The sequence below is a fragment of the Pseudomaricurvus sp. HS19 genome, assembly GCF_009857815.1.
Classification (GTDB): domain Bacteria; phylum Pseudomonadota; class Gammaproteobacteria; order Pseudomonadales; family Cellvibrionaceae; genus Pseudomaricurvus.
Map to the genome: position 1 here is coordinate 1 of NZ_WVVW01000020.1, position 16,159 is coordinate 16,159.

11 protein-coding genes and 1 tRNA gene are annotated in these 16,159 nt (G+C 56.7%); all 12 read left to right on the plus strand.

The features are described from left to right. The first annotated feature begins 86 nt into the window (after positions 1-86). The 12 genes from GSF27_RS17510 (at position 87) to fusA (ending at position 16,077) form a co-directional block, all read left to right on the plus strand. Positions 87-162: transfer RNA gene (locus GSF27_RS17510), tRNA-Trp, on the plus strand. Between the two features lie 37 nt (positions 163-199). Continuing rightward, positions 200-568, plus strand: coding sequence for a preprotein translocase subunit SecE (gene secE, locus GSF27_RS17515; RefSeq protein WP_160971368.1), 369 nt, complete (start codon positions 200-202; stop codon positions 566-568). A gap of 9 nt (positions 569-577) precedes the next feature. After that, the gene (gene nusG / locus GSF27_RS17520) at positions 578-1,111 is read left to right on the plus strand and encodes a transcription termination/antitermination protein NusG (RefSeq protein WP_160971369.1); all 534 of its coding nucleotides are present in this window, start codon (positions 578-580) and stop codon (positions 1,109-1,111) included. Between the two features lie 156 nt (positions 1,112-1,267). Beyond that, positions 1,268-1,702: a 50S ribosomal protein L11 gene (gene rplK, locus GSF27_RS17525; protein ID WP_160971370.1), complete on the plus strand. Its 435-nt coding sequence runs from the start codon at positions 1,268-1,270 to the stop codon at positions 1,700-1,702. Continuing rightward, a complete protein-coding gene (rplA, locus tag GSF27_RS17530) occupies positions 1,702-2,397 on the plus strand; it encodes a 50S ribosomal protein L1 (protein ID WP_160971371.1) in 696 nt (231 codons plus the stop codon). The genes rplK and rplA overlap by 1 nt, the downstream gene beginning before the upstream one ends. Before the next feature lie 317 nt (positions 2,398-2,714). After that, positions 2,715-3,209, plus strand: a complete 495-nt coding sequence (gene rplJ, locus GSF27_RS17535; RefSeq protein WP_160971372.1) for a 50S ribosomal protein L10 — start codon at positions 2,715-2,717, stop codon at positions 3,207-3,209. A 90-nt stretch (positions 3,210-3,299) separates the two neighbouring features. After that, positions 3,300-3,674: a 50S ribosomal protein L7/L12 gene (rplL, locus tag GSF27_RS17540; protein WP_160971373.1), complete on the plus strand. Its 375-nt coding sequence runs from the start codon at positions 3,300-3,302 to the stop codon at positions 3,672-3,674. Between the two features lie 264 nt (positions 3,675-3,938). Further along, positions 3,939-8,021 carry a DNA-directed RNA polymerase subunit beta gene (gene rpoB, locus GSF27_RS17545; protein ID WP_160971374.1) on the plus strand — a complete coding sequence of 1,361 codons (4,083 nt, stop codon included), beginning with the start codon at positions 3,939-3,941 and terminating at the stop codon, positions 8,019-8,021. 148 nt (positions 8,022-8,169) lie between these two features. Continuing rightward, on the plus strand, positions 8,170-12,396 hold the full coding sequence (gene rpoC, locus GSF27_RS17550; RefSeq protein WP_160971375.1) for a DNA-directed RNA polymerase subunit beta': 4,227 nt from the start codon (positions 8,170-8,172) through the stop codon (positions 12,394-12,396). A 384-nt stretch (positions 12,397-12,780) separates the two neighbouring features. Then, on the plus strand, positions 12,781-13,152 hold the full coding sequence (gene rpsL / locus GSF27_RS17555; protein WP_160971376.1) for a 30S ribosomal protein S12: 372 nt from the start codon (positions 12,781-12,783) through the stop codon (positions 13,150-13,152). A gap of 133 nt (positions 13,153-13,285) precedes the next feature. Further along, on the plus strand, positions 13,286-13,756 hold the full coding sequence (gene rpsG / locus GSF27_RS17560) for a 30S ribosomal protein S7 (protein WP_160971377.1): 471 nt from the start codon (positions 13,286-13,288) through the stop codon (positions 13,754-13,756). A gap of 209 nt (positions 13,757-13,965) precedes the next feature. Beyond that, entirely contained in the window at positions 13,966-16,077 is a 2,112-nt protein-coding gene (gene fusA / locus GSF27_RS17565; RefSeq protein WP_160971378.1) for an elongation factor G, read from the plus strand. The last annotated feature ends 82 nt before the right edge of the window (positions 16,078-16,159 follow it).

Sequence of the window (16,159 nt, forward strand, 5' to 3'; positions counted from 1 at the left end):
ATCATCGAGTAATCGATAATCCGCAAAGCTCGTATGGGGGCGCGAGTGCTTCGGCACTTGCGCCTTTCATTAAGAGCAAGATTTAAAGGCCAGTAGTTCAATTGGTAGAGCATCGGTCTCCAAAACCGAAAGTTGGGGGTTCGAGTCCCTCCTGGCCTGCCACTTTCCCAAAATAACCGAGTTTGAGGTTGCACGCCGCATGAATGCGAAAGCTGACACCAAGGAATTTCGCCTCGATGGCCTGAAGTGGCTGTTGGTGGTATTGCTGGTGGCTGCAGGCGTTGTAGGTAACTCCTATTTTGCTGAAGTGGCTGTGCTGTACCGCGTCCTGGCCATGGTGGCTGTGGGTGCAGTGGCAGCATTTGTTGCGGTGAATACCGCAAAAGGCATGGCGTTCTGGTCGCTGCTGCGCGAAGCGCAGGCGGAATTTCGTCGTGTAGTCTGGCCGTCCCGCCAGGAAGTAAATCAGACCACGCTGATCGTGGTTGCCGTCGTTGTTGTGATGTCAATCGTGCTGTGGCTGCTGGATACCTTCCTCGGTTGGGCAGCTTCCCAGATCATCGGTTAGAGGTGACGCATGGCTAAACGCTGGTATGTGGTGCACGCGTACTCGGGCTACGAGAAGAAAGTGGCTGCAGCGCTGAAGGAACGCGTCGAGCTGGCGGGTATGCAGGATCTGTTTGGTGACATCCTGGTGCCGACCGAAGAAGTGGTAGAGATGCGCGGCGGGCAGAAGCGTAAGTCCGAGCGCAAGTTTTTCCCCGGCTATGTGCTGGTACAGATGGAGCTCACCGATGAAACATGGCATCTGGTGAAAGAGACTCCTCGGGTAATGGGGTTCATTGGTGGCAAGGCGGACAAGCCGGCTCCAATTACCGAGAAAGAAGCCAACGCGATTCTGCAGCGTGTGGATGACTCGGTTGACAAGCCCAAGCCCAAAACCATCTTTGAACCCGGCGAAATGGTGCGGGTTATTGATGGTCCGTTCAACGACTTTAATGGTGTCGTTGAAGAAGTGAATTACGAGAAGAGCAAGCTGCAGGTTGCAGTGTTGATCTTCGGTCGCTCAACCCCGGTTGAGTTGGAGTTCAGTCAGGTCGAAAAGGCCTGACAGAAAGCCAAAGGATTTTCGGCCCTCCTCTGCGCAAGCGGGGGAGGGTTTTCGCGTCTCCGTTCATTTTGCATGGGCGGGACAGGGGAGCCGGAGACGGTCAGCTGCGCCACAGCTGGCTCGAGGCGCTAACACCCAACGTTGGGAGTATTAACTATGGCCAAGAAAGTTGAAGCTTATATTAAGCTGCAAGTGCCTGCCGGTCAGGCCAACCCAAGTCCACCCGTAGGTCCAGCCCTGGGCCAGAAGGGTGTGAACATCATGGAATTCTGTAAAGCGTTTAACGCCCAGACCCAAGGTATGGAAGCAGGTTCTCCTGTTCCTGTTGTGATCTCCGTATACGGTGACCGCAGCTTTACCTTCACCATGAAGACTCCTCCTGCCTCTTTCCTGCTGAAGAAGGCTGCTGGTATCAAGAGCGGTTCCGGCCGTCCGAATACCCAGAAAGTGGGCAAGGTTTCCCGCGCTCAGCTGGAAGAGATTGCTACTGCTAAAATGCCTGACCTGACTGCAGCCGATATGGATGCAGCGGTGCGTACCATTGCTGGTTCCGCACGTGCCATGGGTCTCGAAACTGAAGGAGTTGTGTAATGGCTAAGTTGTCCAAGCGTCAGCGCGCAATTCGCGAAAAAATCGACCGCGCCAAGCAGTACAGCATTGACGACGCAGTGGCCCTGCTGAAAGAGCTGTCCGCTGTTAAGTTCGGTGAGACTGTTGATGTGGCCATCAACCTGGGTATCGACCCACGTAAATCCGACCAGGCTGTTCGTGGTGCTACCACCCTGCCAAACGGTTCCGGTAAAGACGTGCGTGTAGCTGTATTTACCCAGGGTGCTGCTGCTGAAGCTGCTAAAGAAGCCGGTGCTGACATCGTTGGTATGGAAGACCTGGCTGAGCAGGTTAAAGCCGGCAACATGGATTTCGATGTTGTGATCGCCGACCCTGCCGCCATGCGCGTTGTGGGTCAACTGGGTCAGATCCTCGGTCCACGTGGCCTGATGCCAAACCCCAAGACTGGCACTGTAACTCCGGACGTTGCTACCGCAGTTAAGAATGCCAAGGCTGGTCAGGTGCGTTACCGCGCTGACAAGGGCGGCATCATTCACGGCGCCATCGGCAAACTGACTTTTGATACCAAGTCTCTGAAAGAGAACCTGGAAGCCCTGGTTGGCGACCTGAAGAAGGCCAAGCCTGCTTCTGCCAAAGGTGTGTACCTCAAGAAGATTTCTCTGAGCACCACCATGGGTCCTGGTCTGGTATTGGATCAAGGCAGCCTGGACATCTGATCCCGGCTGTTAACGTACTTTGGGGTCTGGCGCGATTACGGTTGCGCCAGGCCGTCAAAGACCGCAGGTGAGCTTAAGCAGCGAGTTGCTGGTTATCAGTGGCGAGTGTTTGGCTCTTAATGTCCTGCGCAGACGGTGACACCCAATTCAGTTTCAGGCAGCGCATGGTTCGCTGTGCTCTGCCGCTGGATTTGATCACCGAGAACCGTCCGGCGGTTTCATTATTGAAGCCAAAGGACTGACGTAACGATTGGCGCTCCTCGCGGTAAGTTATTGCTTACTCAAGAGTTGAGCTAATCAAATCCAGGAGAAATCTTGTGGCATTAGGACTCGAAGACAAAAAAGCGATTGTCGCTGAAGTCCAGGAAGCTGCTAAGAGCGCTCTGTCTGCGGTAGTTGCCGATGCACGTGGTGTATCTGTATCTGCCATGACCGCTCTGCGCAAAGAGGCTCGTGCAAACGGCGTTTGGGTAAAAGTCGTTCGTAACACTCTGGCGCGTCGCGCAGTAGAAGGTACTGACTACGAGTGTCTGACTGACGCTTTCGTAGGTCCAACTCTGATCGCATTCTCTACCGAACATCCTGGCGCCGGTGCGCGCATCTTCAAGGATTTCGCCAAGGGCAATGACAAGTTTGAGTTGAAAGTAGCTGCCTTCGAAGGCTCTGTGGTTGATATCAGTCTGTTGGCAAGCCTGCCAACTTACGACGAAGCAATCGCCAAGCTGATGAGCGTGATGAAAGAAGCCGCTGCTGGCAAACTGGTTCGCACTATTGCGGCCATTCGCGACCAAAAAGAACAGGAAGCTGCTTAATTCCGTTTGCGGGAAAGCACTTTTTAAATCGTTTAACGAGCACTGGTCGTGTTGGCCGGGAACTGCTCAAGCAATTGTAGGAATAGACTCATGTCTCTGACTAAAGAAGATATCATCAATGCGATCGCTGAAATGTCTGTTAAGGATGTTGTTGAGCTGATCGAAGCTATGGAAGAGAAGTTCGGTGTAACTGCTGCTGTAGCTGCTGTAGCTGTAGCTGGTGGCGACGCTGGTGGCGCTGCTGCTGAAGAGAAGACCAACTTTGACGTTGTAATCTCCTCTGCTGGCGACAAGAAAGTGAACGTGATCAAGGCGATCCGCGCTATCACTGGTCTGGGCCTGAAAGAAGCCAAGGCTATGTCTGAAGCCACTCCAGCTGTTGTTCTGGAAGGTGCTGCCAAAGACGCCGCCGAAGACGCCAAGAAGCAACTGGAAGAAGCTGGCGCTGTTGTAGAGCTGAAGTAATCGCTGCTCTACAAAAATTAAGTCAGCCATCGATTTTTGTTGTCTGACTTGAGGGCTGGCGGGTGAAATACCCGCCGGCCTTTTTGCCGTTTGTGGCCAACGGCGAGATGCAGGCCTCTCTGATGTTCGAGGGAATCCTGAAGGCCAAAGCAGTACTTGCAAGGACCGGTTTAGCCGGTTGGCGCAGACTGCGCCCTTTGTTACCGCGGTTGCTTGGGCCGTGGTGAGATGAAGCCTTATCCGTGAACAAGCTGGGGAATACTGATGGCTTACTCATATACTGAGAAAAAACGTATCCGCAAGGATTTCGGCAAGTTGCCGCACGTCATGGATGTCCCGTTCCTCCTGGCGATACAGTTGGACTCATATCGCAAGTTTACTCAGGCCGATGCATCGCCTGAGGCTCGCCTGGACGTCGGTCTCCATGCCGCTTTCAAATCTGTGTTTCCGATTGTCAGTTATTCCGGAAGCGCTGCCCTTGAATATGTAAGCTACACCCTGGGCAAAGCTGCTTTCGATGTTAACGAATGTATTCTGCGTGGCGTTACCTATGCGGTGCCACTGCGGGTGCGCGTTCGGCTGATCATCTACGATAAAGAGTCAGCGAACAAAAGCATCAAGGACATTAAAGAACAAGAAGTGTACATGGGCGAAATTCCGCTCATGACTGATAACGGTACTTTCGTTATCAACGGTACCGAGCGTGTGATCGTTTCCCAGCTGCACCGCTCGCCCGGCGTATTTTTTGATCACGATAAAGGCAAAACTCACTCTTCCGGCAAGCTGCTGTATTCCGCGCGTATTATTCCTTACCGCGGTTCCTGGCTGGATTTTGAATTCGATCCGAAGGATCTGGTTTACGTACGTATCGACCGTCGTCGCAAGCTGCCTGCGTCCATCCTGCTGCGCGCCCTGGGTTACACCTCCGAGCAGATGCTGGACATGTTCTTCGATACCAGTACTTTCCGCATCACTGACGGTGAGTACAAGTTCGAAGTGGTGCCAGCCCGTCTGCGTGGTGACGTGGCCACCTTTGACATGACCGACAACAAGGGCAACGTTGTTGTTGAAGAAGGTCGTCGTATTACCGCCCGTCACATCCGCCAGCTGGAAAAAGCCAAAGTCAGCGAGATGGTGGTACCGCGTGAGTACCTGCTGGGCCGCAGCCTGGCCAAGGACCTGATCGACGAGGCCACCGGTGAGCTGGCCTACGAGTGTAATACCGAGATTACCGAAGAGGTTCTGGACAAGGTTGAGGCCATGGGCCTGGACACTCTGGAAACCCTCTACACCAACGAACTGGATTGTGGTCCGTTCGTTTCCGAAACCCTGCGCATCGACCCCACCCGCAGCGAGCTGGAAGCACTGGTAGAGATCTACCGCATGATGCGTCCCGGCGAGCCGCCAACCAAGGAGTCTGCCGAAGCGCTGTTCCAGAACCTGTTCTTCAGCCAGGAGCGTTACGACCTGTCCGGCGTAGGCCGCATGAAGTTCAATCGTCGTCTGGAGCGTGGTGAGGACACCGGCGAAGGCACTCTGTCCAAAGAGGACATCGTTGACGTACTGAAGACCCTGGTGGATATCCGTAACGGTAAAGGTTACGTGGATGATATCGATCACCTGGGTAACCGTCGTGTACGTTCCGTGGGCGAGATGGCCGAGAACCAGTTCCGCGTTGGCCTGGTGCGCGTTGAGCGTGCGGTCAAAGAGCGTCTTTCCATGGCGGAAAGCGAAGGCCTGATGCCGCAGGATCTGATCAACGCCAAGCCGGTTGCTGCTGCTGTGAAAGAGTTCTTTGGCTCTTCCCAGTTGTCCCAGTTTATGGACCAGAACAACCCGCTGTCCGAAGTAACTCACAAGCGTCGTGTATCGGCGTTGGGCCCGGGCGGTCTGACCCGTGAGCGTGCCGGCTTTGAGGTGCGCGACGTGCACCCGACTCACTACGGTCGTGTATGTCCCATTGAGACTCCGGAAGGCCCGAACATCGGTCTGATCAACTCTTTGGCGACCTACTCGCGCACCAACAGCTACGGCTTCCTGGAGGCACCGTACCGCAAGGTGATCGACGGTGTGGCGACTGACGAGATCGAGTACCTGTCTGCCATCAACGAAGCGGGCTACATCATTGCCCAGGCGTCTGCCAAACTGGACGACAACAATCGTCTGGTGGAAGACCTGGTGTCCGTGCGTCACATGGGTGAATTTACCTTCAAGACCGCCGACGAAGTCCAGTACATGGACGTCTCTCCACGGCAGGTGGTTTCCGTTGCTGCGTCCCTGATTCCATTCCTGGAACACGATGACGCCAACCGCGCCTTGATGGGATCGAATATGCAGCGTCAGGCTGTACCTACCCTGAAGGCCCAGAAGCCTCTCGTAGGTACCGGCATGGAGCGCAACGTTGCTTCTGACTCCGGTGTTTGTGTGGTTGCCAAGCGCGGTGGTGTGGTTGAGCGTGTTGACGCTGCCCGTATCGTGATCAAGGCACACGACGAAGAGACTGAAGCCGGTGATGCTGGTGTGGATATCTACAACCTCACCAAGTACACCCGTTCCAACCAGAACACCTGTATCAACCAGCGTCCGATTGTGACCACTGGTGACGTGATCGAGCGCGGAGACATCCTCGCCGACGGTCCTTCCGTAGACCTGGGTGAACTGGCCCTGGGCCAGAACATGCGCATCGCGTTCATGCCCTGGAACGGTTACAACTTCGAGGACTCCATCCTGGTGTCCGAGCGAGTTGTACAGGAAGACCGCTTCACCACCATTCACATCCAGGAGCTGACCTGTATTGCCCGTGACACCAAACTGGGCAGTGAAGAGATCTCCGCTGACATCCCCAACGTGGGCGAGAGCGCGCTGGCCAAACTGGACGAGTCCGGCATCGTGTACATCGGTGCGGAAGTGGGCCCTGGCGACATTCTGGTGGGCAAGGTGACGCCAAAAGGCGAAACCCAGCTGACCCCGGAAGAGAAACTGCTGCGCGCCATCTTCGGTGAGAAGGCGTCCGACGTTAAGGACACTTCCCTGCGTGTGCCGACCTCCACCCGTGGTACTGTGATCGACGTGCAGGTCTTCACCCGCGACGGTCTGGAAAAAGACCAGCGCTCCATGGAGATCGAAAAGGGTCAGCTGGACGCCATTCGCAAGGACCTGAACGAAGAGTACCGCATTGTTGAAGCCGCGACTTTCGAGCGTCTCTACAAAGCCCTGGATGGCCAGAAGGTCGCCAGCGGTAAGGGCGTGAAGAAAGGTGATGTCCTCTCTGTCGAAGTGCTGGAAGGCATGGACAAGGAGCAGGTGTTCAAGCTGCGCATGGCCGATGAGGCCCTGAACGAGCAGCTGGACCGCGCTGAAGAGCAGCTGATCGAGCGTCGCAAGATCCTCGACGAGCGTTTCGAAGACAAGAAGCGCAAGCTCTCCACCGGTGACGACCTGGCTCCGGGCGTACTGAAGATCGTCAAGGTCTACCTGGCCATCAAGCGTCGTATCCAGCCTGGTGACAAGATGGCCGGTCGTCACGGTAACAAGGGTGTTATCTCTGTGATCATGCCCATCGAGGACATGCCGCACGACGCCAATGGTGAGCCGGTGGACATCGTTCTCAACCCACTGGGTGTACCGTCACGTATGAACGTGGGTCAGGTGCTGGAAATGCACCTGGGTATGGCCGCCAAGGGTCTGGGCGACAAGATCAACACCATGCTGCAGGAGCAGCGCAAGGTGGCTGAGGTTCGCGACTTCCTGGAAGCGATCTACAACAAGACCGGTGTAGCCAAGGACAAAGAAGATCTGGCCAGCTTCAGCGACGCCGAAATTCTTGAGCTCGCGAGCAACCTGTCTGACGGTGTGCCGATGGCCACTGCCGTATTCGACGGTGCGAAAGAGGCCGAGATCAAGGATCTGCTGCGTCTGGCTGACCTCTCCGATACCGGTCAGGTACAGTTGTACGACGGTCGTACCGGCGACGCTTTCCAGCGTCAGACCACGGTCGGCTACATGTACATGCTGAAACTGAACCACCTGGTGGACGACAAGATGCACGCCCGTTCAACCGGTTCTTACAGTCTGGTTACCCAGCAGCCACTGGGTGGTAAAGCCCAGTTCGGTGGCCAGCGCTTCGGTGAGATGGAGGTGTGGGCACTGGAAGCATACGGTGCCGCCTACACTCTGCAGGAGATGCTGACTGTGAAATCGGACGACGTTACCGGTCGTACCAAGATGTACAAAAACATCGTCGACGGCGATCACCGCATGGAGCCTGGCATGCCAGAGTCCTTTAACGTACTGGTTAAAGAGATTCGCTCCCTCGGTATCAATATCGAGTTGGAAACTGACAACTGATGTCAGTCGCGCTGCGGGGCGGGTGCCCCGCAGCAGCCGGGAACTCCTGCGGGCGGGTAGCCTCAGCTGAATGAGCTACTGAGCAGGACGAATTGTAAAACAGGGCCAGGCATTGAGCCTGGGTCCGGAGATAACTGGAGACAGTCCCTTGAAAGACTTACTTAATTTGCTGAAGTCCCAGGGCCAAACTGAAGAGTTTGATGCGATTCGCATTTCACTGGCGTCGCCAGAGATGATTCGTTCATGGTCTTTCGGTGAAGTGAAGAAGCCGGAAACCATCAACTACAGAACCTTCAAGCCCGAGCGTGAAGGTCTCTTCTGTGCCAAGATCTTTGGCCCGGTAAAAGATTACGAGTGTCTGTGCGGCAAGTACAAGCGCATGAAGCACCGCGGTATTATCTGTGAGAAGTGTGGCGTTGAAGTCACTCTCTCCAAGGTGCGTCGTGAGCGTATGGGCCACATCGAGCTGGCCAGCCCCGTTGCGCACATCTGGTTCCTCAAGTCCCTGCCAAGCCGTATGGGCCTGCTGCTGGACATGACCCTGCGCAACATCGAGCGCGTGCTCTACTTTGAATCCTATGTGGTTACCGATCCCGGTATGACCACCCTTGAGCGTGGCCAGCTGCTGACCGATGATCAGTACTTCGAGGCCATGGAAGAGTTTGGTGACGAGTTCGAAGCGAAAATGGGTGCTGAGGCAATCCAGGAACTGATGCGTGACATCGACCTGGAAGGCGAAATCCAGCAGCTGCGTGAAGAGATTCCGAGCACCAACTCCGAGACCAAGATCAAGAAGCTGTCCAAGCGCCTGAAGCTGCTGGAAGCCTTCCAGACCTCCGGCAACAAGCCAGAGTGGATGGTGATGGAAGCCCTGCCTGTGCTGCCGCCGGATCTGCGTCCGCTGGTACCGCTGGACGGTGGCCGTTTCGCGACTTCCGATCTCAACGATCTCTACCGTCGCGTGATCAACCGTAACAATCGTCTCAAGCGCCTGCTGGATCTGAACGCCCCTGACATCATCGTGCGCAACGAAAAGCGCATGCTGCAGGAAGCTGTGGATGCGCTGCTGGATAACGGTCGTCGTGGCCGTGCCATCACCGGCTCCAACAAGCGTCCGCTGAAGTCCCTGGCTGACATGATCAAAGGTAAGCAGGGTCGTTTCCGTCAGAACCTGCTGGGTAAGCGTGTGGACTACTCCGGTCGTTCCGTGATCGTGGTTGGTCCTACCCTGAAGCTGCACCAGTGTGGTCTGCCGAAGAAAATGGCGCTGGAGCTGTTCAAGCCGTTCATCTTCTCCAAGCTGGAACTGCGTGGCCTGGCCACTACCATCAAAGCTGCCAAGAAGATGGTGGAGCGTGAAGAAGCGATCGTTTGGGACATCCTTGACGAAGTGATTCGCGAACACCCGGTGATGCTGAACCGTGCACCCACCCTGCACCGTCTCGGTATCCAGGCGTTCGAGCCTGTGCTGATTGAAGGTAAGGCAATCCAGCTGCACCCGCTGGTGTGTGCGGCCTACAACGCCGACTTCGACGGTGACCAGATGGCGGTACACGTACCCCTGACCCTGGAAGCCCAGCTGGAAGCCCGTGCGCTGATGATGTCCACCAACAACATCCTCTCGCCCGCCTCCGGTGAGCCTATCATCGTGCCTTCCCAGGACGTGGTACTGGGTCTCTACTGGATGACCCGTGAGCGCGTTAACGCCCGCGGTGAAGGTATGGTATTTGCGGACGCCAAAGAGGTGTCCCGTGCCTATCACGCCAAGCAGGTTGACCTGCAGGCGCGCGTCAAGGTGCGTATCGAAGAGACCGTCATCGGTGAAGACGGTGAGTCCGAAGACCGCCGCTACGTGATCGATACCACCGTCGGTCGTATCCTGCTGTGGGAAATCGTGCCCAAGGGTATGCCGTTCGAGCTGGTTAACCGCAACATGGTGAAGAAGGCCATCTCCGGTGTGATCAACTACTGCTACCGCGTGGTGGGTCTGAAGGCGACTGTTATTTTCGCCGACCGTCTGATGTACATGGGTTACGAGTACTCCACCAAGTCCGGTTCTTCCATTGGTGTAAACGACTTCGAAATCCCCGCCGAGAAGCACACCCTGGTGTCTGCGGCCGAGGAAGAAGTAAAAGAGATTGAAGCCCAGTTTGCTTCCGGTCTGGTAACCCAGGGCGAGAAGTACAACAAGGTGATCGACATCTGGTCCCGCGCCAACGACCTGGTGGCCAAGTCCATGATGGAAGGCATCTCCAAGGAGACCGTGGTTAACCGCGATGGCGAAGAAGAAGAGCAGGCCTCTTTCAACTCCGTCTATATGTACGCCGACTCCGGTGCCCGTGGTTCCCCCGCCCAGATCCGTCAGCTGGCCGGTATGCGTGGTCTGATGGCGAAGCCGGATGGCTCCATTATTGAAACGCCAATTACCGCCAACTTCCGTGAAGGTCTGAACGTAGGTCAGTACTTTATTTCTACCCACGGTGCCCGTAAGGGTCTGGCGGATACCGCACTGAAAACCGCGAACTCCGGTTACCTGACCCGTCGTCTGGTAGACGTGGCGCAGGACGTGGTAGTCACCGAAATCGACTGTGGCACCGACGAAGGTCTGACCATGGCGCCGGTGATTGAGGGTGGTGACGTTATCGAATCCCTGGGTGATCGTATCCTCGGCCGTGTTGTGGCCCGCGATGTGACCCGCCCTGGCAGCGACGAGATCCTGATCTCTGCCGGTACCATGATCGACGAGAAGTGGATTGAGCGTATCGAAGAGATGGGTATCGACGAGGTAATGGTGCGTTCACCCATTACCTGTGAAACCCGCTACGGCATCTGTGCCCAGTGTTACGGTCGTGACCTGGCCCGCGGTCACCGGGTTAACCCGGGTGAAGCGGTCGGTGTTATCGCTGCCCAGTCCATTGGTGAGCCGGGTACCCAGCTGACCATGCGTACCTTCCACATCGGTGGTGCGGCCTCCCGGGCCTCTGCCGTGGACAGCGTACAGGTTAAGCAGGAAGGTGTGGTTCGCCTGCTCAACATCAAGGTGGTTGAGAACGCCGCTGGCAACCTGGTGGCGGTATCCCGCTCCGGTGAGCTGGCCGTGGCCGACATGAACGGTCGTGAGCGTGAGCGTTACAAGGTGCCTTACGGTGCGGAAATCACCGTCAAGGACGGTGACAAGGTGGATGGCGGCCAGACCGTTGCCAAATGGGATCCGCACACCCACCCAATCGTTACCGAAGTGGCGGGTAAAGTGGTATTTGCCGGTATGGAAGACGGTCTCTCCATCCGTCGCCAGACAGATGAGCTGACCGGCCTGACCTCTATTGAGGTGCTGGATCCGACAGAGCGTCCTGCTGCTGGTAAGGACCTGAAGCCTGCCATTACCCTGGTGGATGAAGCGGGTAACGAGCTGTGCCTGGCCAACACCAACGTGCCTGCGCACTACATGCTGCCGGCGAAAGCGATCCTGAGTATCTCCGATGGTGACACCATCAGCGTGGGTGACATTATTGCCCGTATCCCGCAGGAGAGCTCCAAGACCCGCGACATTACCGGTGGTCTGCCGCGCGTTGCTGACCTGTTCGAAGCCCGTAAACCGAAAGAGCCGTCTATCCTGGCGGAGATCTCCGGTACCATCTCCTTCGGTAAAGAGACCAAAGGCAAGCGTCGTCTGGTGATTACCCCCACCGACGGCCAGCCTCTGGCGGATGGTTCCACCCATTACGAAGTGCTGATTCCGAAGCACCGCGTTATGACCGTGTTCGAAGGTGAGCAGGTCGAGAAGGGTGAAGTGGTGTCCGACGGTCCAAGCAACCCCCACGATATCCTGCGCCTGCAGGGTGTGGAGATGCTGGCCCGCTACATCACCAACGAGATCCAGGACGTTTACCGTCTGCAGGGTGTAAAAATTAACGATAAGCACATCGAGGTGATCATTCGCCAGATGCTGCGCAAGGTGGAAATTACCTTCATGGGTGACTCCTCCTTCGTTAAGGGCGAGCAGGCGGAATACAACCGTGTACTGGAAGAGAGCGAAAAACTGCGCGCTGAGAGCCGTCAGCCGGCACAGTTTGAGCGTCAGCTGCTGGGTATCACCAAGGCGTCCCTGGCGACCGAATCCTTCATCTCCGCGGCCTCCTTCCAGGAGACCACCCGCGTACTGACCGAAGCTGCCGTAACCGGCAAGCAGGACAACCTGCGCGGTCTGAAGGAGAACGTCGTTGTGGGTCGTCTGATCCCTGCCGGTACCGGTCTGGCTTACCACGCCGAGCGTCGTCGCAAGCGTAATGCCGAGATGAGCCTCGAGGGTGATGGTCCAACCGCAGCCGAAGTGGAAGCAGCACTGACCGAAGCACTGAAGTCCAGCACCAGCTGATCTTCGGAGCGGGCAGTCTCTGTCTGACCCGGTCGCGTCCCCGGCGGGGGCGCGGCCAACCAGGAACCCCCGTCCCCCCAGGATGGGGGTTCTTGCGTAAAGGGCCAGGGGGCAGCGGGGGTAAAGCCCCGTTGCCCCAGGCTCATTCCCCTGTCGGGGTCGCTCCCCGGCCGGGGGGCATGAAAGGCGTAAGCAGACGCTGGTCATGGTCAATCCGGGTGGTGAAAACCTTGACCCACCTGGCCAGTGAACGTACAATGCGCGACCCCATCACCTTGGGGGCTTATTTCCGTGGTTCCGGCACCTGTGTCAGGATCGCGGGGTGAGGTAACTAAATCGCCTTGTGCCATTTGCAAGGCAAGACAATTGTTGGAGTTATTTTTCATGGCAACGATCAACCAATTGGTTCGTAAGCCTAGAAAACGTAAGGTTCAGAAGAGCGACGTTCCCGCTCTGCAAGCGTGTCCTCAGCGCCGTGGTGTTTGCACCCGCGTGTACACCACCACTCCCAAGAAGCCAAACTCAGCTCTGCGTAAGGTTTGCCGTGTGCGCCTGACCAGTGGCTTTGAAGTAACTTCTTACATTGGCGGTGAAGGTCACAACCTGCAGGAGCACAGCGTGGTATTGATCCGTGGCGGTCGTGTAAAAGACCTGCCAGGTGTTCGTTATCACACTGTTCGCGGTAGCCTCGATACCTCTGGCGTGAGCGCCCGCCGTCAGGCCCGCTCCAAGTACGGTGCCAAGCGTCCTAAGTAATTAGGCCGTAGCGCAGTACATACGTTTTCGGTTGAACCGAGTAAGGCTAAGCGCGCTCATAGTGTGAATCAGCGAAAGCAGAAGAAGTTGTGAGAGCGTTGTCTTAGAACAAACCTGAAGAGAGGCGAGCAAAATGCCAAGAAGACGCGTTGTTGCTAAGCGCGAAGTATTGCCAGATCCCAAGTTCGGCAATGTGACCTTAGCAAAATTTATGAACATGGTAATGGTCAGCGGTAAGAAGTCTGTCGCTGAGCGCATCGTTTACGGTGCCCTGGATATCGTTGCCGACAAAACCAAGCAGGATCCTGTAGAGCTGTTCGACGACGCTCTGGAAAAGATCGCTCCACTGGTGGAAGTAAAATCCCGCCGCGTGGGTGGTGCGACCTATCAGGTGCCTGTAGAAGTACGCCCTGCACGTCGTCAGGCGCTGGCTATGCGCTGGCTGGTAGAGTACTCCCGCAAGCGCGGCGAGAAGTCTATGGCACAGCGTCTGGCTGGTGAGCTGATGGACGCAGCGCAGAGCAAAGGTGGTGCGGTTAAGAAGCGCGAAGACGTGCACCGCATGGCCGAAGCCAACAAGGCGTTCTCTCACTACCGTTTCTAAGGTGGTGGCGGCCCCAGGGCCGGGGGCGTGTAAACGCCCCGAACGTCACAAGGCGACTCCAAAGGCAGCTTTTATCGCTGCCTTTGGCGTATCTGGCCCTGCCATAATGTTGGTGGGGCAGGCGCGGAAGGTCCTCTTCCGCCCACAGTGCAGCCCGCCCCTGATGGGCTGACACAACCGCAATTCACATCACGACTGGAGATTGTCCCGTGGCACGCAAGACTCCCATTGCCCGTTACCGCAACATCGGTATTTGTGCGCACGTAGATGCCGGCAAGACCACCACCACCGAGCGCGTTCTCTTCTACACCGGTCTTTCCCACAAGATCGGCGAGGTGCACGATGGCGCTGCCACCATGGATTGGATGGAACAGGAGCAGGAGCGGGGCATCACCATTACCTCGGCTGCTACCACCTGTTTCTGGTCCGGTATGCAGCAGCAGTTTGACCAGCACCGTATTAACATTATCGACACCCCCGGACACGTGGATTTCACCATTGAGGTGGAGCGCTCCCTACGGGTGCTGGATGGTACCGTGGTGGTGCTCTGTGGTTCCTCCGGTGTGCAGCCCCAGACCGAGACTGTCTGGCGCCAGGCCAACAAATACGAAGTGCCGCGTATCGTGTTTGTGAACAAGATGGATCGCACCGGTGCCAGCTTCGAAGCCGTGGTGGCGCAGCTCAAGAGCCGCCTGAAGGCCAACCCGGTGCCGCTGCAGATGACTATTGGCTCCGAGGACGAGTTCCGCGGTGTGGTGGATCTGGTGAAGATGAAGGCCATCTACTGGAACGAAGCCGACATGGGTATGACCTTCGACTACGGTGATATCCCGGAAGACCTGCAGGACAAATGCGAAGAGATGCGCGAGTTCCTGGTGGAGTCTGCAGCTGAAGCGTCCGAAGAGCTGATGGAGAAGTATCTCGAGGATGGCGAGCTCTCCGAGGAGGAGATCAAGGCAGCCATTCGCAAGCGTACCCTGGCTAACGAAATCATCCCGGTAATTGGCGGCTCAGCCTTCAAGAACAAGGGTGTGCAGGCCATGCTGGATGCTGTGGTTGAGTACCTGCCGTCGCCCACCGAGGTGAAAGCCATCGAGGGTACCCTGGACGATGGCGAAACCGTCGCCACCCGTGAGGCGGATGACAATGCGCCGTTCTCGGCGCTGGCTTTCAAGATCGCCACCGACCCCTATGTGGGCACGCTGACCTTCTTCCGCGTTTACTCCGGCAAGCTGGAGAGCGGTATGGCGGTCTACAACTCCGTCAAGGGCAAGAAGGAGCGCATCGGCCGTATGGTGCAGATGCACGCCAACTCCCGCGAGGAGATCAAGGAAGTACTGGCAGGTGATATTGCCGCCGCTATCGGCCTCAAGGACACCACCACCGGTGACACCCTGTGTGCCGAAGACTCCCATATCATTCTGGAGCGTATGGAGTTCCCTGAGCCGGTGATCTCCGTTGCTGTGGAGCCGCGCACCCAGGCGGACCAGGAGAAGATGGGCATCGCGCTGAGCAAGCTGGCCCAGGAAGACCCCTCCTTCAAGGTGAAAACCGACGAGGAGACCGGCCAGACCATTATCTCCGGTATGGGTGAGCTGCACCTCGACATCATCGTTGACCGTATGCGTCGCGAATTCAGTGTCGAGGCCAATATCGGTAAGCCGCAGGTGGCCTATCGCGAACGTATTACCCGCAAATCCGAGATTGAAGGCAAGTTTGTGCGCCAGTCCGGTGGTCGCGGCCAGTACGGTCACGTGTGGGTGCGGTTTGAGCCTGCGGAAGACAATAACGCCGAAGGTCTGGAGTTCGTCAACGAGCTTGTGGGTGGTGTCGTGCCGAAAGAGTACGTGCCGGCCATCGAGAAAGGTATCGCCGAGCAGATGCAGAATGGTGTGCTGGCGGGCTTCCCGCTGCTGGGCCTGAAGGCAACTGTGTTCGACGGTTCCTATCATGATGTTGACTCTAACGAGATGGCGTTTAAGATTGCAGCTTCCATGGCGACCCGTAAGCTGGCGCAGGAAGGCGGTGCCGTCCTGCTGGAGCCGGTCATGAAGGTTGAGGTGGTGACGCCTGAAGAGAATCTGGGCGACGTGGTGGGCGATCTGAACCGCCGTCGTGGCCTGATTCAGGGCATGGAGGACAATCCGTCCGGTAAGGTGGTGAATGCAGAAGTGCCGCTGGCTGAAATGTTCGGCTATGCCACTGACCTGCGCTCTGCCAGCCAGGGTCGTGCGACCTTCACTATGGAGTTTGCGCGTTATGCGGAAGCTCCGAAAAATGTCGCCGATGAGGTGATTGCAAAGAACAAGGGCGCCGACTGAGTCGGTGTGCACTGCCGTTAATTGAATTTTTGATTAGAGGAAGAAGACAGTGGCAAAGTCACAATTTGAACGTACTAAGCCC

Coding starts and splice junctions, on each gene's coding strand:
- rplA (WP_160971371.1), top strand. CDS start 1,702: ATGGCTAAGTTGTCCAAGCGTCAGCGCGCAATTCGCGAAAAAATCGAC.
- rpsG (WP_160971377.1), top strand. CDS start 13,286: ATGCCAAGAAGACGCGTTGTTGCTAAGCGCGAAGTATTGCCAGATCCC.
- secE (WP_160971368.1), top strand. CDS start 200: ATGAATGCGAAAGCTGACACCAAGGAATTTCGCCTCGATGGCCTGAAG.
- rplL (WP_160971373.1), top strand. CDS start 3,300: ATGTCTCTGACTAAAGAAGATATCATCAATGCGATCGCTGAAATGTCT.
- rpsL (WP_160971376.1), top strand. CDS start 12,781: ATGGCAACGATCAACCAATTGGTTCGTAAGCCTAGAAAACGTAAGGTT.
- nusG (WP_160971369.1), top strand. CDS start 578: ATGGCTAAACGCTGGTATGTGGTGCACGCGTACTCGGGCTACGAGAAG.
- rpoB (WP_160971374.1), top strand. CDS start 3,939: ATGGCTTACTCATATACTGAGAAAAAACGTATCCGCAAGGATTTCGGC.
- rplK (WP_160971370.1), top strand. CDS start 1,268: ATGGCCAAGAAAGTTGAAGCTTATATTAAGCTGCAAGTGCCTGCCGGT.